Here is a 25,055-nt window from a genome sequence, read left to right on the forward strand (position 1 = left end):
CGTCAGGAGAAGATCAACGTACCGGCCGCAGCGCGTCCCGGAACCGCTCGACCACGGCGGCCACGTCCTCCCGGACGCTGAATCCGGCCGCGTAGACGTGCCCCCCGCCGCCCAGTTCGGCGCAGGCCGCGGCGACGTCCACCGCCCCCTTGGAGCGCGAGGAGCCGCGCAGCGTGCCGTCGGGGTCCTGCTTGAGCACCAGCGCCACCTCGGCCTCGGCCGGGCGGCGCAGGATGTCGATCAGCCCCTCGATCTCCTCGACCGTGACGCTGAACAGCGCCAGGTCCTGGTACGGCACCCAGGTCCACACCAGGCCGAGGCCGCCGGCCGCCTCCGGCTCGTAGACGGCCCGGTCGAGCGCGCCCGCGAGCACCTTGAGGTAGCCGAAGGAGGAGGTGTCCCACAACTGCCGGGAGATCAGGTCGTGCCGGATGCCGGTGGCCAGCAGCCGGCCGGCGAATTCGTGGGTGGCGGGCGTGGTGGCCCGGTACCTGAACGAGCCGGTGTCGGTGGCGACGCCGGTGTAGAGGCAGGTGGCCAGGTCCCGGTCGAGTTCGACGCCGAGCCGGCGCAGCAGTTCGTCGACCAGCACGGCGGTGGCCGGCGCGGACGGGTCGATCAGCTGGTGGGTGCCGAAGCCCGGGTTGGAGGCGTGGTGGTCGAACACCACCAGGACGGGCGCGGCGAAGGCCTTGTCGTGCAGCAGGCCGAGCCGGCTCTCCGCGGCCACGTCGAAGCAGAGCACCAGCTCGGGCACGTCCGGCACCTCGGCGGCCGGCACGATCAGCTCCTGGCCGGGCAGGAAGGACAGCGACTCGGGCACGATCTGCGGGTCGTCACCGAAGGAGACCCGCACCTGCTTGCCGAGCGCGCGCAGCGCCAGCGCGGCCGCCAGCGAGGAACCCAGCGCGTCGCCGTCCGGGCAGATGTGGCAGATCAGGTCGATCGAACGGGCTCGCCCGATCTCCGCCACCACCTGCTGCCAGACCAGCTCGAACCCGCTCTCCTCGGCGCGCGGCCCCGGAAGCGCCGCGAGGGCACCCTCCACCGTGCTGGTGGAAGACGCCCCCGTGGTCGTTCCGGCTCGCGAGGCGGCCTGCGCCGGCTCACCCGCCATGACTACTCGTCCTCGTCGTCACGCTCGGACGCCGGAACCCGGTACGGGTCCGCGTCGCCGGCGAAGCTCGCCCCGGCGGCCTGCGTGCGCACCGCGGCGTCGGAGCTCCGGGCCCGGTCGAGCAGGTCGTCGATGTTCCGGGCGTTCTCCGGCAGCGCGTCCGCGACGAAGGTCAGCGACGGGGTGAAACGCACCCCGGTCTGCTTGCCGACCTCGGAGCGGAGCACGCCCTTGGCGCTCTCCAGCGCGGCCGCGCTGGCCTGGCGCTCGGTCTCGTCACCGTAGACGGTGTAGAAGACGGTGGCCTCGCGCAGGTCGCCGGTCACCCGGGTGTCGGTGATGGTCACGAACCCCAGTCGGGGGTCCTTGATCCGCCGTTCCAGGGTCTGGGCGACGACCACCTGGATGCGGTCGGCGAGCTTGCGCGCCCTTGCGGTGTCGGTCACGTTGCCTCCTCGTGCAGTGGGCCCGGTACCCGGGCGAGCTGCGCACCCGTCGGGGCCCACGCCCCAAAGTACCGGCCCGCGCCCGGCCTTGCGGGCGCTCTCGGTCCTGATCTGTGTGAGAACGGCGACTTCCGCCGACCGGCTCCACAGCTCTCATTCATCGTCGTCGTTGTGGTACCTCCTCCTCGCGGAGAGGAGTTGTACCTCGGGGCGGCCGGCGACCAACCGCTCACAGCTGTCCAGGATCTCGGTGATGTACCCGGCATCGCCGGACACCACCGCGAGGCCGATCTCGGCCCGGCGGTGCAGGTCCTGGTTCCCGGTCTCGGCAGCGCACACGCTGTACTTGCGCTGCAGTTCGGCCACGATGGGCCGCACGATCGAACGCTTCTCCTTGAGCGAGTGGACGTCGCCCAGCAGCAGGTCGAAGGTGAGTGTTCCCACGAACATGTATGACAGGTCTCGCCGACCTGGAAGGCCTCGGGGACAGCCCTGAACCGGGCTGGTACTGCTACATCTGACTTACCCCGGGACCCTACACAGCGAGACCGGGGCCGGTCGACGGAAATACCACCCGTCGACCGGCCCCGGCAGCCACCCGCTTACGCGCGCGGCTTCTCGCGCATCTCGTAGGTCTCGATGACGTCCTCGGTCTTGATGTCGTTGAACGACCCGAGGGTCACACCGGCCTCGAAGCCCTCGCGGACCTCGGTCGCGTCGTCCTTGAAACGACGCAGGCCCTCGATGGTGAGGCTCTCCGCCACGACCTTGCCGTCGCGGATGAGGCGTGCCTTGGCGTTGCGGCGCAGCAGGCCCTCGCGGACGATGACACCCGCGATGTTGCCGAACTTGGAGGAACGGAACACCTCGCGGATCTCCGCGGAACCGAGGCGCACCTCCTCGTACTCCGGCTTGAGCATGCCCTTGAGGGCGTTCTCGATCTCCTCGATCGCCTGGTAGATGACCGAGTAGTACCGGACGTCCACGCCTTCCTTGTCGGCCGCGGTACGGGCACGGCCTTCGGCGCGCACGTTGAAGCCGATGATGATGGCGTCGGAGCCCATCGCCAGGTTGACGTCGGACTCGGTGATCGCACCCACACCGCGGTGCAGGATGCGGAGCTCGACCTCCTCGCCCACGTCCAGCTTGACGAGGGCGTCCTCCAGGGCCTCCACGGAACCGGAGACGTCACCCTTGATGATGAGGTTGAGCTGCTCGATCTCGCCGGCCGCGATGGCCTTGTCGAGGTCCTCCAGGGACACCCGGACCCGGCGCTGCGCGAAGGCGGCGTTGCGGTCGCGGGCCGAGCGCTTCTCGGCGATCTGACGCGCGGTGCGGTCCTCGTCGACGACGATGAAGCTGTCGCCGGCGCGGGGCACCGAGGTCAGACCGAGCAGCAGCACCGGACGGGACGGGCCGGCCTCGGTGAGGTGGTTGCCGTTCTCGTCGAGCATCGCGCGGACGCGGCCGTAGGCGTCGCCCACGACGATCGAGTCGCCGACGCGGAGCGTACCGCGCTGCACGAGCACGGTCGCCATGGCGCCGCGGCCCTTGTCGAGGTGCGCCTCGATGGCGATACCCTGCGCGTCCTGCTCGGGGTTGGCCCGCAGGTCGAGCGAGGCGTCCGCGGTCAGGACCACGGCCTCCAGCAGCTGGTCGATGTTCAGACCCTGGCGCGCGGAGATGTCGACGAACATGGTGTCGCCGCCGTACTCCTCGGCCACCAGACCGAACTCGGTCAGCTGACCGCGGACCTTGGTCGGGTCGGCGCCCTCGACGTCGATCTTGTTGACCGCGACCACGATCGGCACACCGGCGGCCTTGGCGTGGTTCAGCGCCTCGACCGTCTGCGGCATGACACCGTCGTTGGCCGCGACCACCAGGATCGCGATGTCGGTGGACTTGGCACCACGGGCACGCATGGCGGAGAACGCCTCGTGACCCGGGGTGTCGAGGAAGGTGATCGGGCGCTCTTCGCCGTTCACCACGGTGGCGACCTGGTAAGCACCGATGTGCTGGGTGATGCCACCGGCCTCGCCGGCCACCACGTTGGACTTGCGGATCGCGTCCAGCAGGCGGGTCTTACCGTGGTCGACGTGACCCATGACGGTGACGACCGGCGGGCGCGGGGCCAGCTGGTCCTCGTCGCCCTCGTTGGCACCGAAGTCGATGTCGAACGACTCCAGCAGCTCGCGGTCCTCGTCGTCCCGGCTGACGATCTCCAGGATGAAGCCCATCTCGCCGGCCAGCAGCTCGAGGGTCGCGTCGGAGACCGACTGGGTCGCGGTGACCATCTCACCGAGGTTGAACATGACGGAGACGAGCGCGGCCGGGTTGGCGTTGATCTTCTCCGCGAAGTCCATCAGCGAGGCGCCGCTCGACAGGCGAACGGTCTGGCCGTTGCCGCGAGGCAGCATCACACCGCCGACGGACGGGGCCTGCATGGCCTCGTACTCCTGGCGCTTCGCCCGCTTCGACTTGCGACCGCGCGCCGGGCGACCGCCCGGGCCACGACCGAAGGCGCCCTGCGTGCCACCACGGGCACCCGGGCCGCCGGGACGACCGCTGAAGCCACCGGGACGCGGGCCGAAGCCGCCGCCACCACCGGGGGCACCGCCACCGGGACGCGGGCCGCCGAAGCCGCCGCCACCGGCCGGACGCGAGCCCGGACCGGCCGGACGACCCTGGAAGCCGGGACGGGCACCGCCGGCACCCGGACCACCCGGACGACCGCCGGGGCCACCGGGACCACGGCCACCCGGGCCCGGACGCGGGCCCGGAGCCGGGCGCTGCGGCATCATGCCCGGGTTCGGGCGCGGCATGCCGGACGGGGTCGGGCCGCCGGGACGCGGCGCGGCAGGACGCGGCATGCCGTCGGGACGCGGACGGTCGCCACCCGGACGGGGAGCACCGGCACCCGGACCACCCGGACGCGGACGGTCGCCACCGGGACGCGGCGCACCGGCACCCGGGGCACCGGCGGGACGCGGACGGTCGCCGCCGGGACGCGGCGCACCGGCACCCGGGGCACCGGCGGGACGCGGACGGTCGCCACCCGGACGGGGACGGTCGCCACCCTGGGCGCCCGCACCGGCCGGACGCGCACCCGGCGCACCCTGACGGCGCTCGCCGGGGCGACCCATGCCGGTCGCGCTGCCCGAGGTGAACGGGTTGTTGCCCGGACGCGGGCCGGCCGGACGCGGGCCCGGACGGGCGCCGCCGGAGGCCTGGCCGCCGCTCGGACGCGGGGCCTGGGCGGCCGGACGCGGGGCATCGGCGGCCGGACGCGGGGTGTCACCGGCCGGAGCCGGCGAGGAGAACTCGGCCGCGGGAGCGGCCGGGGCCGCCGGAGCAGCGGGACGCGCGGCCGGGCGGGGGCCCGGGGTCGGCGCGCCCGGCTTCGAGGCGGCCGCGGGGGCCGCCGCCGCAGCGGCGGGAGCGGCCGGAGCGGCGGGAGCCGCGGCGGCCGGGGTCGGACGGGGACCAGGGGTCGCGCTGGGGCGCGGACCCGGGGTCGGGCCACCCGGCTTCGGGGTACCCGAGCCGGCAGCGGGGGAGGGCGCCGCGGACTTCCGCGGACCCGGCTTGGCAGCGGAACCACCACCGGTGGGGGCCACACCAAGCGCGTCAGTCAACTTGCGCACGACCGGCGCCTCGATCGTCGAGGACGCCGAACGGACGAACTCGCCGAGCTCGGTGAGCTTGGCCATGACGGCCTTGCTCTCCAAGCCAAGCTCCTTGGCGAGTTCATAAACCCGGACCTTAGCCACTTCACTCCTGTCTATGAGTCCGGGGGTCTCGTCCGCCGGACTGTCGCTACTTCATGGGCGTACCCATCGCGTACTCATCGCGTACTCATCGAGTGCTCATCGCAATCTCGACCTACTTCCACATCGCGAGGTACCTGACTGGTGGCACGGCGCGCGGCTGCCCGCGCGCTGTGCTTGTTGCGGTGGTTCTCCGCCGCGTGGAGCGACGGCCGTCACGGGAGGTGGCCCGCCTAGGAGGCTCCGCCTGCCCGCTCCCCGATGAACTCGCGGAGCCGCTCCGTGTCGAGCGGGCCCTGGAGGCGGAAGGCCCGAGGGAACGCCCGACGGCGGACCGCGAGGTCGAGGCAGGCCGGATCGGGGTGCAGGTGAGCGCCCCGGCCCGGCAGTGCGCCACGGGGATCAGGGACGCACTCGCCCTCGACCGCCGTGACACGCAACAGCTGATGCTTGGCCGCCCGCTTGCGGCAGCCCACGCAGGTGCGTTCCGGGCGTGCTCGGACGTGCGTCCGGCCAGACGAAGGCAAGTCTACCCCTCCGAAGCGACATGGCGCCGCCCCGCAGATCCCAGGGGACCACGGGACGACCAGGAGAACACCGACCACCGGTCGGCCGCCACCCGATTTCTTTCCTACTGGGGACGGTCGCCGTCCTCCGACTGGCCCTCGGTGTCCGGCCGGATGTCGATCCGCCACCCGGTGAGACGGGCGGCCAGACGGGCGTTCTGCCCCTCCTTGCCGATCGCCAGCGACAGCTGGTAGTCCGGCACGATCACCCGCGCGGAACGCTGGACGGCGTCCACGATCTCCACGCTGGTCACCCGCGCGGGGGACAGTGCCGAGGCGACCATGTCCCGGGGGTCCTCCGACCAGTCGACGATGTCGATCTTCTCGCCGTGCAGTTCGCCCATCACCGCGCGCACCCGGGCGCCCATCGGACCGATGCAGGCGCCCTTGGCGTTCAGCCCGGCCCGGCGCGACCAGACCGCGATCTTGGTGCGGTGGCCGGCCTCGCGGGCGATGGCGGCGATCTCCACGCTGCCGTCCGCGATCTCCGGGACCTCCAGCGCGAACAGCTTCTTCACCAGGTTCGGGTGGGTGCGCGACAGCGTCACCGAGGCCCCGCGGACCCCGCGGCGGACCGCCACCACGTAGCACTTCAGGCGGGTGCCGTGCCGGTAGTCCTCGCCCGGGACCTGCTCCTGCGGCGGCAGGATGGCCTCCAGCTTGCCGATGTCGACCAGCACGTTCTTCGGGTCGTTGCCCTGCTGGACGACACCGGTGACGATGTCGCCCTCCTTGCCCGCGTACTCGCCGAAGGTCTGGTCGTCGGCGGCGTCACGCAGGCGCTGCATCATCACCTGGATACCGATGCTGGATGCGATCCGGCCGAAGCCGTTCGGGGTGTCGTCGAACTCCTTCGGCTCGACCCCCTCGTCCAGCTCCGTCGGGTCCTCCATCGCCCACACGGTGACGTGGCCGCTCTTGCGGTCCAGGTTCACCCGGGCCCGGCGGCGCGAGCCCTCGGTGCGGTGGTACGCGGTGAGGAGGGCGGACTCGATGGACTCGACCAGCAGGTCGAAAGGGATGTTCTTCTCGTTGACCAGCGTGCGCAGGGCACTCATGTCGATGTCCACGGCTACGCCTCCTCGTCTTTCGTCACGTTCGTCATGGTCGTACGGCACCCGGGATCACTCGGCGCCGTCGTCCCCCTCGTCGAAATCGGCGGCCTCGTCCAGGAGCTTCTCGTCGTCCTTGCGGTTGAACTCGACCTGGACCCGTGCCCGGGCCACCTCGCCGTACTCCAGGCGGCGCTCCTTCGGACGGCCGCGGCCCTTCACCGGCTGCACCTCGACCAGCGCGCCGTCCTCGTCGGCCTCCAGCACCCGGGCGACGATCTCCCCGCCGTCCACCAGGTGGATCTTGGCCAGCCGGCCCTCGGCCCGCTGCCAGTGCCGGGGCAGCACCAGCGGACGCTCCGCACCCGGCGAGCCGACCTCCAGCAGGTAGGCGTCGTCCCCCATCAGGTCCGACTCGTCCAGGGCCTCGCCGACCACCCGGCTGAACTCGGCGATGGCGTCCATGTCCACACCGCCGTCGGTGTCGACGTCGATCTGCACCTGCCGACGGCTGCCCGCCTTGGTGACCCTGACGTCCTCCAGGTCCAGTCCGGCCTGCACGGCCAGCGGCTCCAGCAACGCTCGCAGCCGGTCGGTGTGGGTGGTGCTCATCCGGGTGGACTCCTCGGCCGCGTCTGCTGTTGTCAGAAGGTCGCCCCGCGCCCCCGGCGCCACACCAGGTCACGGCAGCTCGGCCCAAAGCCTATCCGGTGAAGCCCCCAACCACCGATTCCGGACCACCCCCGGCCGCTCGCACACCACCCACTGCGAGCAAGCTCACACCTGCCCGCCCGGGACCCGGTGTGCCCGAACCAGGCCCGAGATCGTGGGGATTCTGTAATCATTCACGCCAACGAGGGCAGGCGGGGAGTCCGTCCTCCCGTACACGCCCCGGAGTGACCCCGATGCAGCCGCCCAGCCGACGGACCTTCCTGTCCCTCGGACTGCTCACCCTCACCGCCGCCTGCACCACCGACCACCCCGGCCCCACCCCCGGCACCACCGGCCCCCGCCCCGACCCGGACGCCCCGATCCGCCTCCGCGCGATCGCCGCCACCGACGTCCTCCTCGCCGGGTACGACGCCCAGCCCGCACCCCCCGGCGCCCGGAGCGCGGACCTGCGCGCCGAGAACGCCCGGCACCGCGCCGCCCTCGCCGAGGGCCTGCCCGCCTCGGCCCTTCCGTCACCGCCCGTGACCACCGGCCCCACCCCCACCCCCGGCACTCCCACGCCCGTCACTCCCGCGCCCGCCGCCGACGGCCTGGCCGCGCTGGAACTGCGGACCGCCGAGTCGCACCTCGCCGACCTCGACGCCGCCGGCCCGCCCCTCGCCCGCCTGCTCGCCTCCATCGCCGCCGCCCACACCCTCCACGCGACGGTCCTGGGCGCCCCCGCCCCACCGGTCACCGCCCGACCCGCCACCTCCCCCTCGGCGGCCCCCACCCCCGGCGCCGCCGCCCTCACCGCCGTCCAGAACGCGCTCGGCGCCGAGCACGCCGCCGTCTACGGCTACGGCGTCGTCGGCGCCCGCCTCCCCGAGGACCCCCAGCGCACCGACGCCCGCACCGCCTACGCCGCCCACCAGGCCCAACGCGACACCTGGCAACGCCTGCTCAACTCCCTCGGCACCGCCCCCACGCCCGCCGCCGGCGGCTACCGGCTCCCCTTCCCGGTCACCTCCTCCGCCGACGCCGGCAGACTCGCCGCCCACCTGGAAGCCCGCCTGACCAGCGTCTACGCCGACCTGGTCGCCGCCGTCCCCACCCCGCACCGCCTCACCGCCGCCCTCGCCCTGCGCGAGTGCGCCCTGCGCGCCCACCGCTGGGGCGCCCCCGACCAGCCTTTCCCGGGCATACCGGACCGGATCCCCACCCCCACGGCCACCACCGGCTGAGACCCCGCCCCCGACCCCCGACAATGGACCTATGTCGGGAGCCGCACCCACCATCACCGTCCCCACCTGGCTGACGCACACCGTCACCGCCACCCACGGCGACGCCGGCCGTCGATGGCTCGCCGCCCTCCCCACCAGGGCGGCCGCCCACCTCGCCGCCTGGGACCTCACCCTGGAACGCGTCCTCGACCCCGGCGGCAGTCTCAGCCTGATCGCGTACGTCCACCGCGACGACCTCTCGCCCGCCGTCCTCAAGACCGGCCTGCTCACCCCCGAGACCACCCACGAGCACGCCGCCCTCCGACACTGGGCCGGCCGGGGAGCCGTCCTCCTCCTCGACGCCGACCCCTCCGAGGGCGTCCTCCTACTGGAACGCCTCCACGGCGAGATCCCGCTGCGCTCCCTCGCCGAGCCCAAGGCCATGCTGGAGGCCACCAGCCTGCTGCACCGGCTCTGGGCGGAGCTCCCCGCGGAGCACCCCTTCCCCACCCTCGCGCAGCGGGTCGCCGCCACCGCCGAGCGGGTCGAGGAACACCGCTCCCACCCCGCCGCCACCGAGGCGCAGTCCCTGATCACCGAGGCCCTGGACACCGCCCAGGGCCTGACCGGCTCCACCGACGAGTCCTTCCTCCTGCACGGCGACTTCCACCACGGCAACGTCCTCGCCGCCGACCGCGCCCCGTGGCTGGCCATCGACCCGCGCCCCGTCGTCGGCGAGCGCGCCTACGACCTGGCCCGCCTCGCGCTGGACCGCGCCGACACCCTGCTCGGCTCCCCCGGCGTACCCGCCGCCGTCCGCCGCCGTCTCCACCAGCTCTCCGACGCGCTCGACGTGGACCGGGACCGCCTCCGCGGCTGGGCCCTGTTCCGCGCCGTCGACCTGGCCCTGCGCTCCCTCGCCGCGGACCGCCGCGAGGACGCCGAACTCCACCTCGAACTCGCCGGCTCGCTCTGATCCCCGACTCGCTCTGATCCCCGGCGCGCCGGGACTCGGCCCGCTCCGAGCCCCGGCCCGCGCGGCGGGACCAGGGCCCGACTTCAGACGCCCGACCCGCGCAGCGGCAACCGGGCCCCCATCACCGCGTACAGTCGGTCCGTCGCCGGGAACCGCACCGCCCGCGCCAGGTCCTGGTACCCCAACGCCCGGTACAACCGCCGCGCCGGCGTCTCCGCGTCGATCGCCGAGAGAATGCTCCGCTCCAGCCCGGACCGCTCGCACAGCGTCCGGATGAGCCGCGAACCGACGCCCTGCCCCTGGAACTCCGGCAGCACGTGCAGTTCGGTGACGGCGAAGACCCCGTCCAGCCAGCCCCCGTGCCCTCGGGCGGTCAGGTAGGGCTCGATCACCGTGCTCCACCAGTGCTCCCGCTGGTTGGGCATCCCGTACCCGAACCCGACCAGCCGCCCCCCGCTCATCGCCCCGAGCGCGATCACCCCCGACTGCTGGGCGTGCCGCCCGACGATGTGCAGCCGTACCGCGACCTCCTCGGGCGTGAGCCCGAACGCCACCGCCTGGACCTCCAGCGCCTGCGGCGCCCAGTCCGCAAGGTCGATGGCCTCGATCGTCACCCCGGTCAGCTGATCCATGCCCCGGACGTTACTACCAGCGGCCCCCGAACGCGGCCGAAGATCCCAACACAGCCGCCCCTCGGGAGCGACGCCCTCAGAACAACACGCTCATGAACGCCCCGACCTCCCGGAACCCCACCCGCCGATAGGCCGCCCGGGCCCGCAGGTTGAAGTCGTTGACGTAGAGCGACACCACCGGCGCCACCTCCCGCAGCGCGATCTCCAGGACCGCCGCCATCCCCGTCTCGGACAGCCCCTGCCCCCGGTGCTCGGGCGCGACCCAGACCCCCTGGATCTGGCAAGCGCCCTCCGTCACGGCCCCGACCTCCGCCTTGAAGACGACCTGCCCGTCCTCGCCGAACCGCGCGAACGACCGTCCGGTGGAAACGAGTTCGGCCACCCGAGCCTGGTACAGGAGCCCGCCGTCGCCCGCCAGCGGCGACACCCCGACCTCCTCGGTGAACATCGCCACGCACGCCGGCATCAGCGCCTCGACCTCGGTGTGCCGCACCCTCCGCACCAACGGATCCGGCGCGATCTCCACCGAGGGCACCGAGGTGGCCAACAGCGGCTGGTGGCCCCGGACTTCACGCGCAGGACCCCAACTCCGCTCCAGCAGCGCCCAGAACGCGGCGGTGGCCTCGGCCGGCCCGACGATCGAGGAGCAGCGCCGCCCCTGCCGGCGGGCCCGCTCGGCGAAGGCCGCGACCGCCTGCGGCCCGGCGTCGACCAGGACCAGATTCGCCCCGGCGTAGCAGAGCGCGCCCAGGACGCCGTCCCCGTCGTACCAGCCCCACAGCTCCCCGCCGAGCCGCCACGGGTCGAGCCCGACGGCCTCGACCCGGGTCGCGACGAAGGCGTTGGCGACCGGGTCGCGGTGGAGGATCTCCAGGGCGTCCGCGAGGTCGGGCGGCTCCAGCACGCGGGTGGTGGCCAGGGCCCGGGCGGCCTGGAAGGAGCTCGGGAGCATCACACCTCGATCGAGCATCGAGACAGCACCTCACTGAGACGACTCTGGCCGCACCCTACTCCGTGGCCCCACCCGGCTACGGCTGCGGGGCCGTCCGCGAACGGACGGCCCCGCTTCCGGAAAACATCACGCAGGCTTCCCCGCGCCGTCAGGACAGACTACGAAGGGTTCACTCCCCCGCGACGACGCTCGGCGCCCCAGCCTCGACGCCGGCCGCCTGCATCTGCTCGGCGAGCTTGAGCGCCTCCTCGATCAGGGTCTCGACGATCTTCGACTCGGGAACGGTCTTGATGACCTCGCCCTTGACGAAGATCTGGCCCTTGCCGTTGCCGGAGGCGACACCCAGGTCGGCCTCACGCGCCTCGCCCGGCCCGTTCACGACGCAGCCCATGACGGCCACCCGCAGCGGCACCTCCATGCCCTCCAGGCCGGCGGTGACCTCCTCGGCGAGCTTGTAGACGTCGACCTGGGCGCGGCCGCAGGACGGGCAGGAGACGATCTCCAGGCCGCGCTCGCGCAGCCCGAGCGACTCGAGGATCTGGTTGCCGACCTTGATCTCCTCGGCCGGCGGGGCGGAGAGCGAGACCCGGATGGTGTCGCCGATGCCCTCGGCCAGCAGCGCCCCGAAGGCGACCGCCGACTTGATGGTGCCCTGGAAGGCCGGCCCGGCCTCGGTCACGCCGAGGTGCAGCGGGTAGTCGCACGCGGCGGCGAGCTGGCGGTAGGCGTTGATCATCACGACCGGGTCGTTGTGCTTGACCGAGATCTTGATGTCGCGGAAGTCGTGCTCCTCGAACAGCGAGCACTCCCACAGCGCGGACTCGACCAGCGCCTCCGGGGTGGCCCGGCCGTACTTCTCCAGCAGGCGCTTGTCGAGCGAGCCGGCGTTGACGCCGATCCGGATCGGCACGCCCGCGTCCTTGGCGGCCTTGGCGATCTCGCCGACCTTGTCATCGAAGGCCTTGATGTTGCCCGGGTTGACGCGCACCGCGGCGCAGCCGGCGTCGATCGCGGCGAAGACGTACTTCGGCTGGAAGTGGATGTCCGCGATGACCGGGATCTTCGACTTCTTCGCGATGATCGGCAGCGCGTCGGCGTCGTCCTGCGACGGGCACGCGACCCGGACGATCTGGCAGCCGGACGCGGTCAGCTCCGCGATCTGCTGCAGCGTGGCGTTGATGTCCGCGGTCACCGTGGTGGTCATCGACTGCACCGAGACCGGGGCGTCGCCGCCGACCGGCACGTTGCCGACCATGATCTGCCGGGAGTAACGACGCTTGGCAAGCGGCTTGAGCGGCAGGGACGGAATACCGAGCGAGATCGCGGTCATGTGCGCAGGGTTCCCCGGGGTAGAGGTGTGGTCGACCGCCCGGCCGTTGGAACGGCCGAGGCCGGGCGCGCTGACGATCGCGCACCCGGCCTCCACGGTACGGCACCGCAACGGGCCCCAGCACACCCGCCGTACCCGAACGCCCTAGCTGATCTTCACCGGGTTCACCAGGTCGGCGACCATCACCAGCAGCGTGAAGCCGATGAAGATGCTGGCCACGACGTACGCCACCGGCATCAGCTTGGCAACGTCGAACGGGCCCGGATCGGGCCGCCGGAACAGCTGTGCGAAGCGGCGCCGGACCGCCTCCCAGACCGCGCCGGCGACGTGGCCGCCGTCCAGCGGGAGCAGCGGCAGCATGTTGAAGAGGAAGAGCGACAGGTTGATGCCGGCCAGCAGGTTCACGAAGAACGCGACCCGCTGGGTGGCCGTCTCGTCGGGGAGGGAGAAGACCTGACCGCTCACCCGGGCGGCGCCGACCATGCCGATCGGCGAGTCCGGCTCGCGCGGGGCGTCGCCGACGATGGCGTTCCACAGCCCGGGGATCTTGCCGGGCAGGGCGACCAGCGACTTCACCCCGTTCTCGGTCATGTCGTACATCCGGTCGAGAGACTGCCCGAAGTCCAGCCGGACCACGCCACTCGCAGGAGTGAACCCGAGGAACCCCGCCTTGACGGTCTGCCCCTTGAGCGGAACGTTGTTCCCATCGTACTTCTGGACGTCGTTGACCGCGATGGTCGGGTTGAGGGTGAGCCGCTGCCCGTCCCGCTCGACCTCCACCGGGACGGCCTTCCCGGCCGAGCGGCGGATGTCCGCCTGGAGCTGGTCGTAGGTGCGGATCCGGTCGCCGTCGAAGGAGAGGATCTTGTCCCCGGCCTTCAGTCCGGCCTGGGCGGCCGGCGTCTGCGGGGCGTCCGCCGGGCAGTTGTCGGTGGGCTGGCCCGCCTTGACCACGCACTGGGCGACGGTGCTGACCGTCGGCACGTTCATGGAGACGCCGAAGCCCATCATGACGGTCAGGAAGAGCCCGAACGCCAGGATCAGGTTCATGAACGGCCCGGCGAACATGACGATGACGCGCTTCCACGGCTTGCGGGTGTAGAAGAGCCGGTGCTCGTCACCCTCCTGGAGCTCCTCGTAGGAGGCCTCGCGGGCGTCCTCGATCATGGTCCGCCAGGGCGAGCTGCTGCGCTTGGTGATCCGGCCGTCCTCGCCCGGCGGGAACATCCCGATCATCCGGATGTACCCGCCGAACGGGATCGCCTTGATGCCGTACTCGGTCTCGCCCTTGCGGCGCGACCAGAGGGTCGGGCCGAAGCCGACCATGTACTGCGGCACCCGGATGCCGAACAGCTTGGCCGTGGAGAGGTGGCCGAGTTCGTGCCAGGCGATCGAAATGAGCAACCCGATGACGAAGACCAGGATGCCGACCACCGTCAAAACCGTTGCCACCGCTGGTCCTCCGTCATGCCGCTCCACTCATCGTCTCGTCCTACCGCAATCGAGGCCGTCAGCCCGCCGCCAGCTCGCGGGCCCGGGCGCGCGCCCAGTCCTCCGCGTGCAGGACGTCCTCCACCGTGAGGGAAGTTCCCGACGCGGCCGGCCCGCCGTCGTACTGTCCGTGCTCGGCCACGACCTTGGCAACAGTGTCCACGATTCCGGTGAAGGCGAGACCGCCCTTCAGGAACGCCTCCACACATTCCTCGTTCGCCGCGTTGAACACCGCCGGGGCGGTGCCGCCCAGGGTGCCCACCTCCCGGGCCAGCTCGACCGCCGGGAAGGCCTCGTTGTCCAGCGGGAAGAACTCCCAGGTGGCGGCCTTCGTCCAGTCGCAGGCGGGAGCGGAGTCCGGCACCCGGTCCGGCCAGCCCATCCCCAGCGCGATCGGCATCCGCATGTCCGGCGGACTGGCCTGCGCCAGCGTCGACCCGTCGGTGAACTCCACCATCGAGTGCACCACCGACTGCGGGTGGACCACGACCTCGATCCGCTCGAAGGGCACGTCGTACAGCAGGTGCGCCTCGATCACCTCCAGGCCCTTGTTGACCAGGGTGGCCGAGTTGATCGTGACGACCGGGCCCATCGCCCAGGTCGGGTGCGCCAGCGCGTCCTGCGGGGTCACCCCGGCCAGCTGCTCGCGGGTGCGGCTGCGGAACGGGCCGCCGCTGGCGGTGACCACCAGCTTGCGCACCTCGGCGCGGGTCCCGCCGGCCAGCGCCTGGAACAGCGCGGCGTGCTCGGAGTCCACCGGCACGATCTGGCCCGGCTTCGCCACCGCCTTCACCAGCGGACCGCCGACGATCAGCGACTCCTTGTTGGCCAGCACCAGCACCCGGCCCGCCGCCAGCGCGGCCAGCGTCGGCCGCAGCCCGATCGACCCGGTGATGCCGTTCAGCACCGAGTGGCACTCCACGGCGGCCAGCTCGGTCGCCGCGTCCGGGCCCGCCAGCACGGCCGGCAGCGGACGGCCCGCCGCCTTCGCGGCCAGCGCCTCCCGCAGCGTCGGCTCCGCCGCCGGGTCGGCCACCGCCACGGTGTGCACGCCCAGCCGCAGCGCCTGCTCGGCCAGCAGCTCCACCCGGCCCCCGGCCGCCGACAGGGCGACCACCCGGAAGCGGTCCGGATTGCGGAGCACCACGTCGATGGCCTGGGTGCCGATCGAACCGGTCGAGCCGAGGATCACCAGCTCCCGGGGGCCGGAGGGGTCCGCCACGGTGGGCGTGAAGCGCAGCTGCGGGTGGGCGAGCGAAGTCATGCGCCCATTGTGTCCTGTCCGCGACCGCGTCACTCCCAGGACTTCCCCAGGACGACCCGGCACCCCTCGGGCTACCGTCGGACCCATGCGTACCGTCATCGCCGGGGGCCACGGAAAGATCGCGCTGAAACTGGAACGGCTGCTCGCCGCACGCGGCGAGCGCCCCGCCGGGATCATCCGCCGCCCCGAACAGGCCCAGGACCTGACCGACGCCGGAGCCGAGCCGCTGCTGCTCGACCTGGAGGCCGCCACCGCCCCGCAGCTCGCCGAACTGCTCGCCGACGCCGACGCGGTGGTCTTCGCCGCCGGAGCCGGACCGGGCAGCGGCGCCGCCCGCAAAAACACCGTCGACCGCGACGCCGCCGTACTGCTCGCCGACGCCGCCGAACTCGCCGGCGTCCGCCGGTACCTCATCATCTCCTCGATGGGCGCCGACGCCGACGCCCACTACCCCGCCGACGAGACCTTCGAGACCTACCTGCGGGCCAAGGGCGCCGCCGACGACGCCGTACGGGCCCGGACCACGCTGGACTGGACGGTCCTGCGCCCCGGGCAGCTCACCGACGGCCCCGGCACCGGCCTGGTCCGCCTCGCCCCCTCGGTCGGGCGCGGCACGGTGGACCGGGCCGACGTGGCCGCCGTCCTGGCCGCCCTGCTGCACGAGCCCGGCACCGCCGGACTGACCCTGGAGCTGGTCGCCGGGAACGCCACCGTCGAGGAGGCCGTTGCCGCCGCGGCCGGGCACGACGGCTGAACGCGCGGAGGGCCCGGTTCGACGAACCGGGCCCTCCGTCAAGCGGTCGTTCGTCAAGCGGTCTTTCGTCAAGCGGTCTTCGTCACGCGGTCTTCGTCACGCGGTCTTTCGGGGGTCGTCCCTCAGAGGTCGAGGCCGGTCAGGACCAGCACCTTCTCGACCGTGTAGTCGTCCATCGCGTACTTGACGCCCTCACGGCCGACACCGGAGTCCTTCACACCGCCGTACGGCATCTGGTCGGCGCGGTAGGACGGCGCGTCGCCGATGATCACACCGCCGACCTCCAGCTCCCGGTGGGCCCGGAAGGCGGTCTGCACATCGTGCGTGAACACGCCCGCCTGCAGGCCGAACGCCGAGTCGTTGACGGCCGCGAAGGCCTCCTCCGTGCCGTCCACCCTCTGCAGCGACAGGACCGGGCCGAACACCTCGGCCTTGGCCAGGATCGCGTCCTCGGGCAGCTCGGCCAGCACGGTCGGAGCGTAGGTCGCGCCCTCGCGGGTGCCGCCGGTCAGCACCTTGGCGCCCTTGGCGACCGCGTCCTCCACCCAGGACTCCACCCGCTTCGCGGCGTTCTCGTCGACCAGCGGGCCGACGTCCGTCCCGGCGTCGTTCGGGTCACCGGTGACCTGGGCCCTGACCTTGGCCACGACCTTCTCCACCAGCGCGTCGTACACCGACGCGTCGGCGATCACCCGCTGCACCGAGATGCAGGACTGGCCGCCCTGGTAGTTGGCGAACATCGCGATCCGGGTGGCCGCCCAGTCCAGGTCGGCCTCCGAGGACCAGTCGGCGAGGACCACGGCCGCGGCGTTGCCGCCCAGCTCCAGGGTGCAGTGCTTGCGCGGCACCGAATCCATGATCTGGTAGCCGACCTTGTCCGAACCGGTGAACGAGATCACCGGCAGGCGGTCGTCCTGCACCAGCGCCGGCATCCGGTCGTTCGGCACGGTCAGGATCGACCAGGAGCCGGCCGGCAGGTCCGTCTCGGCCAGGATCTCGCCCAGCACCATCGCCGACAGCGGCGTCGCCGGAGCCGGCTTCAGGATGATCGGGGCACCGACCGCGATCGCCGGGGCGACCTTGTGCGCGACCAGGTTCAGCGGGAAGTTGAACGGGGCGATGCCCAGCACCACACCGCGCGGGAAGCGGCGCACCACCGCGAAACGGCCCACGCCGCCCGGGTCGGTGTCCAGCCGCATGGTCTCGCCGTTGGTGCGGCGCGCCTCCTCGGCGGCCCAGCGGAACACCGACACCGCACGGCCGACCTCGCCGCGGGCCCACTTGATCGGCTTGCCGTTCTCGGCGGTGATCAGCTGGGCGAGCTCCTCGGTGCGCTCGGCCAGCCGCTTGGCCACGTGGTCCAAGGCGGCGGCACGCTGGTGCGCCGGGGTCGCGGCGAACACCGGCAGGGCGGCGACGGCGGCGTCCAGCGCCTCCTCGACCTGGGCCTCGGTCGGGATGCTCACCTTGCCGACCAGACGGCCGTCCCAGCTGTTGTGCACCTCGAAGTCGGCGTCACCGCTCGCCCGGCGGCCGGCGAGCCAGAAATCGTACGTGGTGGTCACCGTGGTACCGGCCCTCTCCTCGTCGTCGTACGGCCCGCACGGACGTGGGACCAGAACCCGAGAGTAGGTGCGTCGGCACGCCGACCGGATTGGCCGACTAGGAGCGTTCAGCCCCGAGGCCACTCCACCGCGTCCAGCCGACCGATCCGTTCCTGGCTCTTCCTGGCTGTTTGGCGCCTGTTCCGGGTCGGTTCCGCGCGGTTCCGGCTCGGTTCCGCGCGGTTCCGGGTCGGTTCCGGGTCGGCTCCGCGCTGTTCCGGATCGGCTCCGCGCCTATTCCTCGCCCGAACGAAGCGCCAGCCACAACTCCATGCGCACATCCGTGTCATCCAACGAACGGCCCAGCAACTCCTCGACCCGCCGCATCCGGTAGCGCAACGTGTGCCGGTGCACACCCAGGTCCGCCGCCGCCGCGTCCCACTGACCGTGCCGGGACAACCACGCCCGCAGCGAAGCCACCAGGTCACCACGCGCCGTCCGGTCGTGATCGCGCAGCGGCCGCAGCAACCCCTCCGCGAACGCCGTCACCGCGTCCTCCCCGAGCAGCGGCAACAACGAACCCGCGCCGACCTCCTCGTGGTCCACCGACCGGCGACCACCCCGCAAAGCCACCGCCAGCGCCCGCTCGGCCTGCGCGTACGCCGTCCCGGCATCCTCCAACGCGGCCGGCGCCGACACGCCCAACGACAGGCCCTCGTGCTCCTCCACCGCACCCAGACACGCCCGGTGCACCGCGCCGTTGTCCAGCGCCAACACCATCAGCCGCAGCCCGTGCGCGCCGTCCTCCCGCGCCACCAGCAGCTTCTCGCCCACCCGGGAACCCGCCTGCTCCGCCCGGTCGCCCAACTCCCCGAGCGCCTCCGCGGCATCCGCGTTCGCCGCCCCCGCGCCCGCGCCCGCGCCCGCCACCAGAACCCGTATCGTCCCCTCCGGCATGCCGCCGAACAGCCCCACCGCGACCTGCCGGGCCGTTGCCACCTCACCGGCCAGCACCATCCGCAGCAGCGCCGCACCCATCCGCTCCTCCGCCTGCCGCAACTCGCGCGAGCGCTCCAGCGTCAGAGTCAGCAGCGCCACCGCCGCGTTCAGCACATACCGCTCGGTCGGCGTGATCCGGTCCTCGGTCCCGACCGCCAGAAAACCCCGCGCCCGCCGGTCCGCCCCCAGCGACTGGACCACCACGTAGTCCTCGTCCGCCGTGTCTATCCCCGGCGCACGCCCCTGCAACGCGGCACTCGACGGCGCCGGCCGCCGACGCAGCCGATCCACCTCCGCCGCCAACCGCCCCGCCCGACGCGCCGCCCAGTCCGGCGCCACCACGGACAACGCACCCGAGCCGTCGTACAGCGCCGCCCAGCCCCCCAGGCGCGCCGCCAGCCGACGCACCACGGCCGTCGTCCCGTCCTTGCCCAGCGCAGCCCTGGTCAGCTCCTCCTGCGCCTCGAAGCTCGTCGTCACCGCCTCGTACTGCTCCGCGGCCAACGCCGCCGACACCACCTTGCTGATCGCGATGAACGGCGTCGGCTCCGGCACCCGCAGCAACGGCAACCCACGCTGCGCCGCCGCCTCCACCAACGGCTGCGGCACCTCCGTGTGCGACAGCCCCACCCCCAGCCCCAGCCCCACCACCCCGGCATCGGCCAGCCGGTGCACATACGCCTGCAACTGCGCCGCCGTACGGCCCAGCTTGATACCGGTGGTGAGCAGCAGCTCACCACCCTCCAGGAACGGCGTCGGGTCGTCCAGCTCACTGGTGTGCACCCAGCGGACCGGCCGCTCCAGATGGTCCGCACCGGCGAGAACCGTCAGATGAAGCGAGCTGTTGCGGACAACGGAGGCGAGTGTGGGGGGCATGGCACCTTCGAGGGATCGACCTGACCGCGCCATTGCGGCCGGGCGAGGAGAGGGACGTGGGAGTGGTGAGGGTCTCTCCCCTTCATTATGGACGCACCGGACAACCGGCACTGCCGAATCCACCTCGAAGGCGACTTCCGGCCCGGCCCCGGTCTCACCCCCGCAGGTCCACCAACAACGGCGGCACCTGCTCCCCCGACACCGCCGTCAGCGACACCACCGCATGCCCCGCCGGCAACGCGTGCGCCAGATCCGACGGCGACCACCGCAACCGCTCCACATCCCGCGTCGTCACCGACTCCGTCTGCGCCGTCGTCCCCGACAACGCCTTCCGCCCGACCCGACCGGCGCGCCGTATCACCCCCCCGGAGGTGTCGGGGGTGTGGGTGACCGCCGTCTCCTGCACCAGATGCGTCCCCCAGGCCTCCGAGAACAGCCGCCCGTCCCACGGCGCGATCCCCGGGAACGCCATCCGGCAGCCGACCGCGCCGAACAGCGGTGCCCGCAGCGCCTCCGGCAGGTCCACCAGAGTCCGCAGCAGCAGCACCGTGCCCGCGTTCGCGCCCCGCATCCGCTGCAGCCCGCGCACCGCGGTGGCGTCCAGCGCCGCCGAGGCGTCGTCCACCACCAGGCCCGCGAACAGCGAGCGGTCCTCGCGGGCCCCGGCCGCCTGCACGAACTGCCCCACCACCAGCCGCGACAGCATCCGGGCCGCCTCGGGGTGACTGCGCTCGGGCAGCTTCACCCGCACCCGCAACGGATGGTCCAGCACCCGCATCGCGAACGGGGGACGGCCCGTGCCGTCGGTCGCGAAAGCGCCCTCGAACGCGGGCCGCTCCAGCAGCGCCAACCGGTCCGCCAGCAGCGACCCCGGATCGTCCGCCCGGTCGCGCTGGCGCTCGCGGTACTCCAGGTCCCGCTCGTGGAGAGCCAGCCGGCCCGCCGTACCGAGCGCCTTCACCAAGGCCGCCAGCGCGTCCTGATCACCGCCCAGCAGCGCCCGCAGCTCACGCACCCCCGGGTAACGGCCGTACGCGGCGTGGAACGGACCCACCACCTGCTGCAGCGCGGTGCGGGCGTTCTCCGTACGGGCGGTCAGCTCGTCCGGCAGCAGCGCCTCGGCCAGCCGGGCAGCCGCCTCGTCGGGGTCCTGCGCGGCGCCGTAGAGGTCCAGCCCGTACACCGAGGACGGGTCGCCGGGCGCGATCACCACGTCGTACCAGGCGTCCGGGCCGAGATCCGCGTCGGCCGCCCCGATCACCACCACACAGGCGGTACCGGCCAGCGCCTGCAGGCACAGCGCCTCCGCGACCGGCCGGGCCAGCCGTGCGGTCTTCCCCGTCCCGGCCGGGCCCACCGCCAGCACCGAAGTGCCCAACAGCGCCGGGTCCAGCGCGAAACCGGCCGCCCGGTGGCTCACCGGATTCTTCGGCACGTCCTGCGCGGTACCGAGCCGGAGCTGGCCGAGCAGCAGATCGTGCTCCTCCGCCCGACCGGACAACTCGCGCGTCTCGGAGGGATGAGCGAAAGCCGCCCCGCCACGGGCGGCCACCTGCTCGATGAACGCCGGCACGAACACCGGATCCGCCTGCGCGGACTCCCAGGCGCGCTGGATCCGCACGTAGTCGACATCCCCCACGGCCTCCCCGTCGAGCCGCGCCGCCGCCTCCGCCGCCCCACCCCGCCGCAGCCCGTCCCACGGGTCCTGCCGCCGCGCCGCCTCGGCCGCCGCCGGGGCGTCCTCCTCGGCGCGCTGCTCCTCCGTCACCGTCCGCGACAACAGCGGCGACACGTACCGGCGCCACACCTCGGGCCAACGGCCCATTCGGCCGAAGACTTTGATGACGATGCCGAGAACCAGGACGTTCAGTGTCAGGACCACCGACGTGGCAACGAAGGCCGACTGCGACGGAAGGACACCGATCATCGTCGTTCCGGCCGTGGCGAACTCCACCCCGTAGACAAAGGCCAGCCAAGCCACCACCGCGTTGAGCCCCGCCCGCAGCAGCAGCGGCCAGGTCGCGACCTTGGCTGCCTCCGCCCGCTCCGGGTCGAGTCGGCGGTAGCCGAGCCGGTAGACGCCCGGTTCGGCTTCGGGGCGCGGGGCGCAGGCCCAGCCGGGGAGGTCAAAGCAAGAAGGGGAGGTACCGGGCCGCTGGTGGGGCAGGGGGGTCGGGGGTCTGGTGGTGGTGCGCTCGCCGTGGTGGTGTGACCCGTCGTGTGCCATGTACGGCCCCGCTCCCTCGCCCGCCCGGCCCGACCGCCGTCGGTGCCGCCATACCCATGTCGCCGTACCGGCGACACGCCCGCGCTCAGGGTAGTGGAGCGGGGCCTGCGGGTAGTCGCGTCGGCTGGGCTGGCCGTGCCGGACAAGTCGGACGGCGCACTGCTACCGAGTGGCGCATGCCTGGGTGGGGAGGGCGGCCGTAGCCTGCGAAGCACCGAGCCGAGAAGTCTGGAGAAACCCCATGAGCGCCGCAACGCCGCTCCCGCAGGAGCGCCGCCTGGTCACCGCGATCCCCGGTCCGAAGTCGCAGGAGCTGCAGGCCCGCAAGCTGGGTGCGGTGGCGGCCGGCGTCGGCACCACCCTGCCGGTGTACGTGTCCCGTGCCAATGGCGGTGTGCTGGAGGACGTGGACGGCAACTCGCTGATCGACTTCGGCTCCGGCATCGCCGTGACCAATGTCGGCAACAGCGCCGAGGCCGTGGTGGCCAAGGCGAGCGAGCAGCTGGCCGCCTTCACCCACACGTGTTTCATGGTGACCCCGTACGAGGGTTACGTGGCCGTTGCCGAGCAGCTGAACGAGCTGACTCCGGGTGACCACGAGAAGCGCACCGCGCTGTTCAACTCGGGCGCCGAGGCGGTCGAGAACGCGGTGAAGATCGCCCGCGCCTACACCAAGCGCACCGCCGTCGTGGTGTTCGATCACGGCTACCACGGCCGCACGAACCTCACCATGGGCCTGACGGCGAAGAACATGCCGTACAAGCAGGGCTTCGGCCCGTTCGCCCCGGAGATCTACCGGGTGCCGGTGGCTTACCCCTACCGTTGGCTGACCGGCGCGGAGAACTGCGCCGCCGAGGCCGCCGCGCAGGCGATCGACATGATCAACAAGCAGATCGGTGCCGAGAACGTCGCGGCGATCATCATCGAGCCGATTCAGGGCGAGGGCGGCTTCATCGAGCCGGCCAAGGGTTTCCTGCCGGCGATCGTGGAGTACGCGAAGGCGAACGGCATCGTGTTCGTCGCGGACGAGATCCAGACCGGTTTCTGCCGTACCGGCCAGTGGTTCGCGTGTGACGACGAGGGCATCGTCCCGGATCTGATCACCACGGCCAAGGGCATCGCCGGTGGTCTGCCGCTGGCCGCGGTGACCGGCCGGGCCGAGATCATGGACGCCGCGCACGCGGGTGGCCTGGGCGGCACCTACGGTGGCAACCCGGTGGCGTGCGCCGCCGCGCTGGGCTCCATCGAGACCATGAAGGAGCAGGACCTCAACGGCAAGGCGCAGCGGATCGGCGAGGTCATGCTGGGCCGCCTGCGGGCGATGCAGGAGAAGTTCGACGTGATCGGCGAGGTCCGCGGCCGCGGCGCGATGATCGCGATCGAGCTGGTGAAGCCGGGCTCCAAGGAGCCGAACGCGGAGGTCACCGCCGCCGTGGCGAAGGCCTGCCACGCCGAGGGCCTGGTGGTCCTGACCGCCGGCACCTACGGCAACGTGCTGCGTTTCCTGCCGCCGCTGGTGATCCCGGAGCACCTGCTCGAGGAGGGTCTGGACATCATCGAGGGCGCCTTCGCGCTCCAGGGTGTCACCGCCGCCTGATCCAGGCGCCATCTGCCTGCCGGAGGGATGTCCGGACAGCGCTGAACGGCCCGTGGGGACCTCTGGTCCGCACGGGCCGTTCGGTTGTGTTCGGAGGCCGTTCGCGGGCCCGGCGCGGCGGCTCGGTGCGGTGGCCCGGCATGATCGACGGAGGGCTCGGGAGGTTGCCCGGGGCGGGGTGAAGATGATGTGCGGAATCGCTGAAGGCGCTCGGCGCGGAAGGGCTGTTGACGTAGTGTCATCGCAGATGGACAGCGAGCCTCAGCCATTGGCGGAGTCGTCCGCGGAGCCTCCCTCGGGGGCGGGTCCGCGTGTGCCCCGCGAGGACAACCAGGCCACCCCGGGAGGGGCGGCGCATACCGCAGGCCGATCGACCGACCGTCCGACCCACACCCCCCGGGGCGCGCGGAACGGCGATCATCAGAGCCGCCCCGGAGCTCTCCCCCCTGCTCCGGGGCGGCTGTCCTTTGTCCCGGAGCGGACGGAGCGGACGGCTGGGGCAGCGCGGACTCTCGGGGCGAATCGTGCCGCCCGGGCGGCGCGGTCGGTGGCCGTGCCGGTGGTGGCGGCGGTGGTGCTGCTGGCGGTGTCGTGGCAGGTGGCGGTGGACGGGCCGCTGCTCGGGCTGGACCGCTGGATCCGTCGGGCCGTGCACACGGCACGCCACGACGTCCCGAACGCGTTGCTCGACCACCTCGGCCACGCCCTGTCGGACCTGGGCAGCAGCGTCCCGGCGATCCCGGTGCTGCTGCTGGCCGGCGCACTGGCCGCCTGGCGGTGCCGCCGGGCCGGGGCTGCCGGTCGCTGGTGGCTGCCGCTGCCGGTGGCGGTGCTGACGGCGGGGCTGATCCCGCTGTTGGTGGTGCCGGCGAAGGCGGCCTTCGCCCGGCCGGGTCCGCTCGGGGATCCGCTGACGCCGGGGCAGTGGGGCTGGTACCCGTCCGGGCACACCGCGACCGCCGCGATCTCGTACGGGGTGGCGGCGTTGTTGCTGGCCCGGGTGTCGGGGCCGCGCGCCGCCCGGGGGCTGGCGGCGGGCGCGGCGCTGCTGGCGCTCGGGGTGGGCGCGGGGCTGGTGTGGAGCGACTTCCACTGGCTGTTGGACGTGGTGGCCGGCTGGTGCCTGGCCGTCCTGGTGGTGTGGTCGCTCGACCGGTGGCTGCCCCGGCCTGGTGCCGGGATCGGGAGGCGTCAGGCCTCGGGGTCCTCGTTGCGGTGAACCAGGCCCGCCTCGCCGTTGTCGCGCTGCCATTCGACGACGAGTTCGTCGCGGACGCCGAAGCGGACGAGGTGGCGGCCGACGACGTCCTCCAGGCCGGGCAGGTTGTCGCGCTCGCCCTCGACGGTGAGCAGCAGGGCGTCGGGCTGTGCCTCCAGGGTGGCGGTGCCGGCGCTGAAGACGAGGGTGCCGCGGCCGGTCTCCTCGGAGTAGGCGGCCTCGATCTTGCGCCCCATGTGGGCGGCGAGCTGCTTGGCGTAGCGGCCGGGGCGGTCGGTGGCGACACGTGCGGTGGAAATGGGCATGGGCGCTCCAGGGTCGGGGAGGGAACTTAGGGTCCCCTCACTCGCCCCACGCTAGCCCAGATACTGA

At 72.7% G+C, this 25,055-nt stretch carries 21 protein-coding genes; 5 read left to right on the forward strand and 16 right to left on the reverse strand.

The genetic code is table 11. The annotated features are described in order from the left end of the window. Positions 1 to 13: 13 nt before the first annotated feature. The 7 genes from ACIBEC_RS41225 to rimP all read right to left on the reverse strand — a co-directional run bounded on the left by ACIBEC_RS41225 (position 14) and on the right by rimP (position 7,560). Positions 14 to 1,117, reverse strand: a complete 1,104-nt coding sequence (locus ACIBEC_RS41225) for a bifunctional oligoribonuclease/PAP phosphatase NrnA (RefSeq protein ID WP_360505292.1) — start codon at positions 1,115 to 1,117, stop codon at positions 14 to 16. Between the two features lie 2 nt (positions 1,118 to 1,119). Then, positions 1,120 to 1,563 (reverse strand): 30S ribosome-binding factor RbfA, encoded by a 444-nt coding sequence (rbfA, locus tag ACIBEC_RS41230; protein ID WP_360505294.1) that lies wholly within the window; start codon positions 1,561 to 1,563, stop codon positions 1,120 to 1,122. 153 nt (positions 1,564 to 1,716) lie between these two features. Further along, entirely contained in the window at positions 1,717 to 2,013 is a 297-nt protein-coding gene (locus ACIBEC_RS41235) for a DUF503 domain-containing protein (RefSeq protein WP_360505296.1), read from the reverse strand. A 152-nt stretch (positions 2,014 to 2,165) separates the two neighbouring features. Beyond that, positions 2,166 to 5,333, reverse strand: a complete 3,168-nt coding sequence (gene infB, locus ACIBEC_RS41240; RefSeq protein WP_360505298.1) for a translation initiation factor IF-2 — start codon at positions 5,331 to 5,333, stop codon at positions 2,166 to 2,168. Between the two features lie 230 nt (positions 5,334 to 5,563). After that, positions 5,564 to 5,857, reverse strand: coding sequence for a YlxR family protein (locus tag ACIBEC_RS41245; RefSeq protein ID WP_360505300.1), 294 nt, complete (start codon positions 5,855 to 5,857; stop codon positions 5,564 to 5,566). A 104-nt stretch (positions 5,858 to 5,961) separates the two neighbouring features. Further along, positions 5,962 to 6,966, reverse strand: a complete 1,005-nt coding sequence (nusA, locus tag ACIBEC_RS41250) for a transcription termination factor NusA (RefSeq protein WP_360505302.1) — start codon at positions 6,964 to 6,966, stop codon at positions 5,962 to 5,964. A gap of 54 nt (positions 6,967 to 7,020) precedes the next feature. Beyond that, positions 7,021 to 7,560 carry a ribosome maturation factor RimP gene (gene rimP / locus ACIBEC_RS41255; RefSeq protein ID WP_360505304.1) on the reverse strand — a complete coding sequence of 180 codons (540 nt, stop codon included), beginning with the start codon at positions 7,558 to 7,560 and terminating at the stop codon, positions 7,021 to 7,023. A gap of 293 nt (positions 7,561 to 7,853) precedes the next feature. On the opposite strand from rimP, the gene ACIBEC_RS41260 reads away from it, so the two are divergent. After that, entirely contained in the window at positions 7,854 to 8,843 is a 990-nt protein-coding gene (locus tag ACIBEC_RS41260) for a ferritin-like domain-containing protein (RefSeq protein WP_360505349.1), read from the forward strand. Between the two features lie 31 nt (positions 8,844 to 8,874). Beyond that, positions 8,875 to 9,798, forward strand: coding sequence for an aminoglycoside phosphotransferase family protein (locus ACIBEC_RS41265; RefSeq protein WP_360505306.1), 924 nt, complete (start codon positions 8,875 to 8,877; stop codon positions 9,796 to 9,798). Positions 9,799 to 9,881: 83 nt separating this feature from the next. Here the strand turns inward: ACIBEC_RS41265 and ACIBEC_RS41270 are convergent, their stop codons facing one another. From ACIBEC_RS41270 to dxr, 5 genes are all read right to left on the reverse strand, one after another. After that, positions 9,882 to 10,430, reverse strand: coding sequence for a GNAT family N-acetyltransferase (locus ACIBEC_RS41270; RefSeq protein ID WP_360505308.1), 549 nt, complete (start codon positions 10,428 to 10,430; stop codon positions 9,882 to 9,884). A 76-nt stretch (positions 10,431 to 10,506) separates the two neighbouring features. Beyond that, complete coding sequence (locus ACIBEC_RS41275; protein ID WP_360505351.1) at positions 10,507 to 11,382, reverse strand: GNAT family N-acetyltransferase; 876 nt, start codon at positions 11,380 to 11,382, stop codon at positions 10,507 to 10,509. A gap of 169 nt (positions 11,383 to 11,551) precedes the next feature. Further along, entirely contained in the window at positions 11,552 to 12,712 is a 1,161-nt protein-coding gene (gene ispG / locus ACIBEC_RS41280) for a flavodoxin-dependent (E)-4-hydroxy-3-methylbut-2-enyl-diphosphate synthase (protein WP_360505310.1), read from the reverse strand. Between the two features lie 144 nt (positions 12,713 to 12,856). Further along, positions 12,857 to 14,164: a M50 family metallopeptidase gene (locus ACIBEC_RS41285; protein WP_360505312.1), complete on the reverse strand. Its 1,308-nt coding sequence runs from the start codon at positions 14,162 to 14,164 to the stop codon at positions 12,857 to 12,859. A gap of 58 nt (positions 14,165 to 14,222) precedes the next feature. Then, positions 14,223 to 15,467, reverse strand: a complete 1,245-nt coding sequence (dxr, locus tag ACIBEC_RS41290; protein WP_360505314.1) for a 1-deoxy-D-xylulose-5-phosphate reductoisomerase — start codon at positions 15,465 to 15,467, stop codon at positions 14,223 to 14,225. A gap of 85 nt (positions 15,468 to 15,552) precedes the next feature. Here dxr and ACIBEC_RS41295 point away from each other — a divergent pair, with 85 nt between their 5' ends. Further along, complete coding sequence (locus ACIBEC_RS41295) at positions 15,553 to 16,221, forward strand: NAD(P)-binding oxidoreductase (protein WP_360505316.1); 669 nt, start codon at positions 15,553 to 15,555, stop codon at positions 16,219 to 16,221. 122 nt (positions 16,222 to 16,343) lie between these two features. Here the strand turns inward: ACIBEC_RS41295 and ACIBEC_RS41300 are convergent, their stop codons facing one another. The 3 genes from ACIBEC_RS41300 to ACIBEC_RS41310 form a co-directional block, all read right to left on the reverse strand. Then, the gene (locus ACIBEC_RS41300) at positions 16,344 to 17,786 is read right to left on the reverse strand and encodes an aldehyde dehydrogenase family protein (RefSeq protein ID WP_360505318.1); all 1,443 of its coding nucleotides are present in this window, start codon (positions 17,784 to 17,786) and stop codon (positions 16,344 to 16,346) included. Between the two features lie 273 nt (positions 17,787 to 18,059). Next, complete coding sequence (locus tag ACIBEC_RS41305) at positions 18,060 to 19,640, reverse strand: PucR family transcriptional regulator (RefSeq protein WP_360505320.1); 1,581 nt, start codon at positions 19,638 to 19,640, stop codon at positions 18,060 to 18,062. A gap of 154 nt (positions 19,641 to 19,794) precedes the next feature. Continuing rightward, positions 19,795 to 21,867 (reverse strand): ATP-binding protein, encoded by a 2,073-nt coding sequence (locus ACIBEC_RS41310; protein WP_360505322.1) that lies wholly within the window; start codon positions 21,865 to 21,867, stop codon positions 19,795 to 19,797. Positions 21,868 to 22,108: 241 nt separating this feature from the next. Here ACIBEC_RS41310 and gabT point away from each other — a divergent pair, with 241 nt between their 5' ends. Together gabT and ACIBEC_RS41320 are read left to right on the forward strand one after the other, a co-directional pair. Beyond that, positions 22,109 to 23,464: a 4-aminobutyrate--2-oxoglutarate transaminase gene (gene gabT / locus ACIBEC_RS41315; RefSeq protein WP_360505324.1), complete on the forward strand. Its 1,356-nt coding sequence runs from the start codon at positions 22,109 to 22,111 to the stop codon at positions 23,462 to 23,464. Positions 23,465 to 24,011: 547 nt separating this feature from the next. Further along, positions 24,012 to 24,683 (forward strand): phosphatase PAP2 family protein, encoded by a 672-nt coding sequence (locus ACIBEC_RS41320; protein WP_360505326.1) that lies wholly within the window; start codon positions 24,012 to 24,014, stop codon positions 24,681 to 24,683. Here the strand turns inward: ACIBEC_RS41320 and ACIBEC_RS41325 are convergent. Continuing rightward, a complete protein-coding gene (locus tag ACIBEC_RS41325; RefSeq protein WP_360505328.1) occupies positions 24,656 to 24,988 on the reverse strand; it encodes a DUF2218 domain-containing protein in 333 nt (110 codons plus the stop codon). The two genes, ACIBEC_RS41320 and ACIBEC_RS41325, sit on opposite strands and share 28 nt — an antisense overlap. Positions 24,989 to 25,055 lie beyond the last annotated feature (67 nt).

The sequence above is a fragment of the Kitasatospora sp. NPDC051164 genome (assembly GCF_044455625.1).
GTDB lineage: Bacteria > Actinomycetota > Actinomycetes > Streptomycetales > Streptomycetaceae > Kitasatospora.

What these genes read in the sequence shown, in the direction of transcription:
- dxr (WP_360505314.1), bottom strand. Translation starts at nt 15,467, where the DNA reads ATGACTTCGCTCGCCCACCCGCAGCTGCGCTTCACGCCCACCGTGGCG.
- gabT (WP_360505324.1), top strand. Translation starts at nt 22,109, where the DNA reads ATGAGCGCCGCAACGCCGCTCCCGCAGGAGCGCCGCCTGGTCACCGCG.
- ACIBEC_RS41310 (WP_360505322.1), bottom strand. Translation starts at nt 21,867, where the DNA reads ATGGCACACGACGGGTCACACCACCACGGCGAGCGCACCACCACCAGA.
- rimP (WP_360505304.1), bottom strand. Translation starts at nt 7,560, where the DNA reads ATGAGCACCACCCACACCGACCGGCTGCGAGCGTTGCTGGAGCCGCTG.
- ACIBEC_RS41325 (WP_360505328.1), bottom strand. Translation starts at nt 24,988, where the DNA reads ATGCCCATTTCCACCGCACGTGTCGCCACCGACCGCCCCGGCCGCTAC.
- ACIBEC_RS41235 (WP_360505296.1), bottom strand. Translation starts at nt 2,013, where the DNA reads ATGTTCGTGGGAACACTCACCTTCGACCTGCTGCTGGGCGACGTCCAC.
- ACIBEC_RS41225 (WP_360505292.1), bottom strand. Translation starts at nt 1,117, where the DNA reads ATGGCGGGTGAGCCGGCGCAGGCCGCCTCGCGAGCCGGAACGACCACG.
- ACIBEC_RS41305 (WP_360505320.1), bottom strand. Translation starts at nt 19,640, where the DNA reads ATGCCCCCCACACTCGCCTCCGTTGTCCGCAACAGCTCGCTTCATCTG.
- ACIBEC_RS41265 (WP_360505306.1), top strand. Translation starts at nt 8,875, where the DNA reads ATGTCGGGAGCCGCACCCACCATCACCGTCCCCACCTGGCTGACGCAC.
- ACIBEC_RS41270 (WP_360505308.1), bottom strand. Translation starts at nt 10,430, where the DNA reads ATGGATCAGCTGACCGGGGTGACGATCGAGGCCATCGACCTTGCGGAC.
- ispG (WP_360505310.1), bottom strand. Translation starts at nt 12,712, where the DNA reads ATGACCGCGATCTCGCTCGGTATTCCGTCCCTGCCGCTCAAGCCGCTT.
- ACIBEC_RS41260 (WP_360505349.1), top strand. Translation starts at nt 7,854, where the DNA reads ATGCAGCCGCCCAGCCGACGGACCTTCCTGTCCCTCGGACTGCTCACC.
- ACIBEC_RS41275 (WP_360505351.1), bottom strand. Translation starts at nt 11,382, where the DNA reads ATGCTCCCGAGCTCCTTCCAGGCCGCCCGGGCCCTGGCCACCACCCGC.
- ACIBEC_RS41295 (WP_360505316.1), top strand. Translation starts at nt 15,553, where the DNA reads ATGCGTACCGTCATCGCCGGGGGCCACGGAAAGATCGCGCTGAAACTG.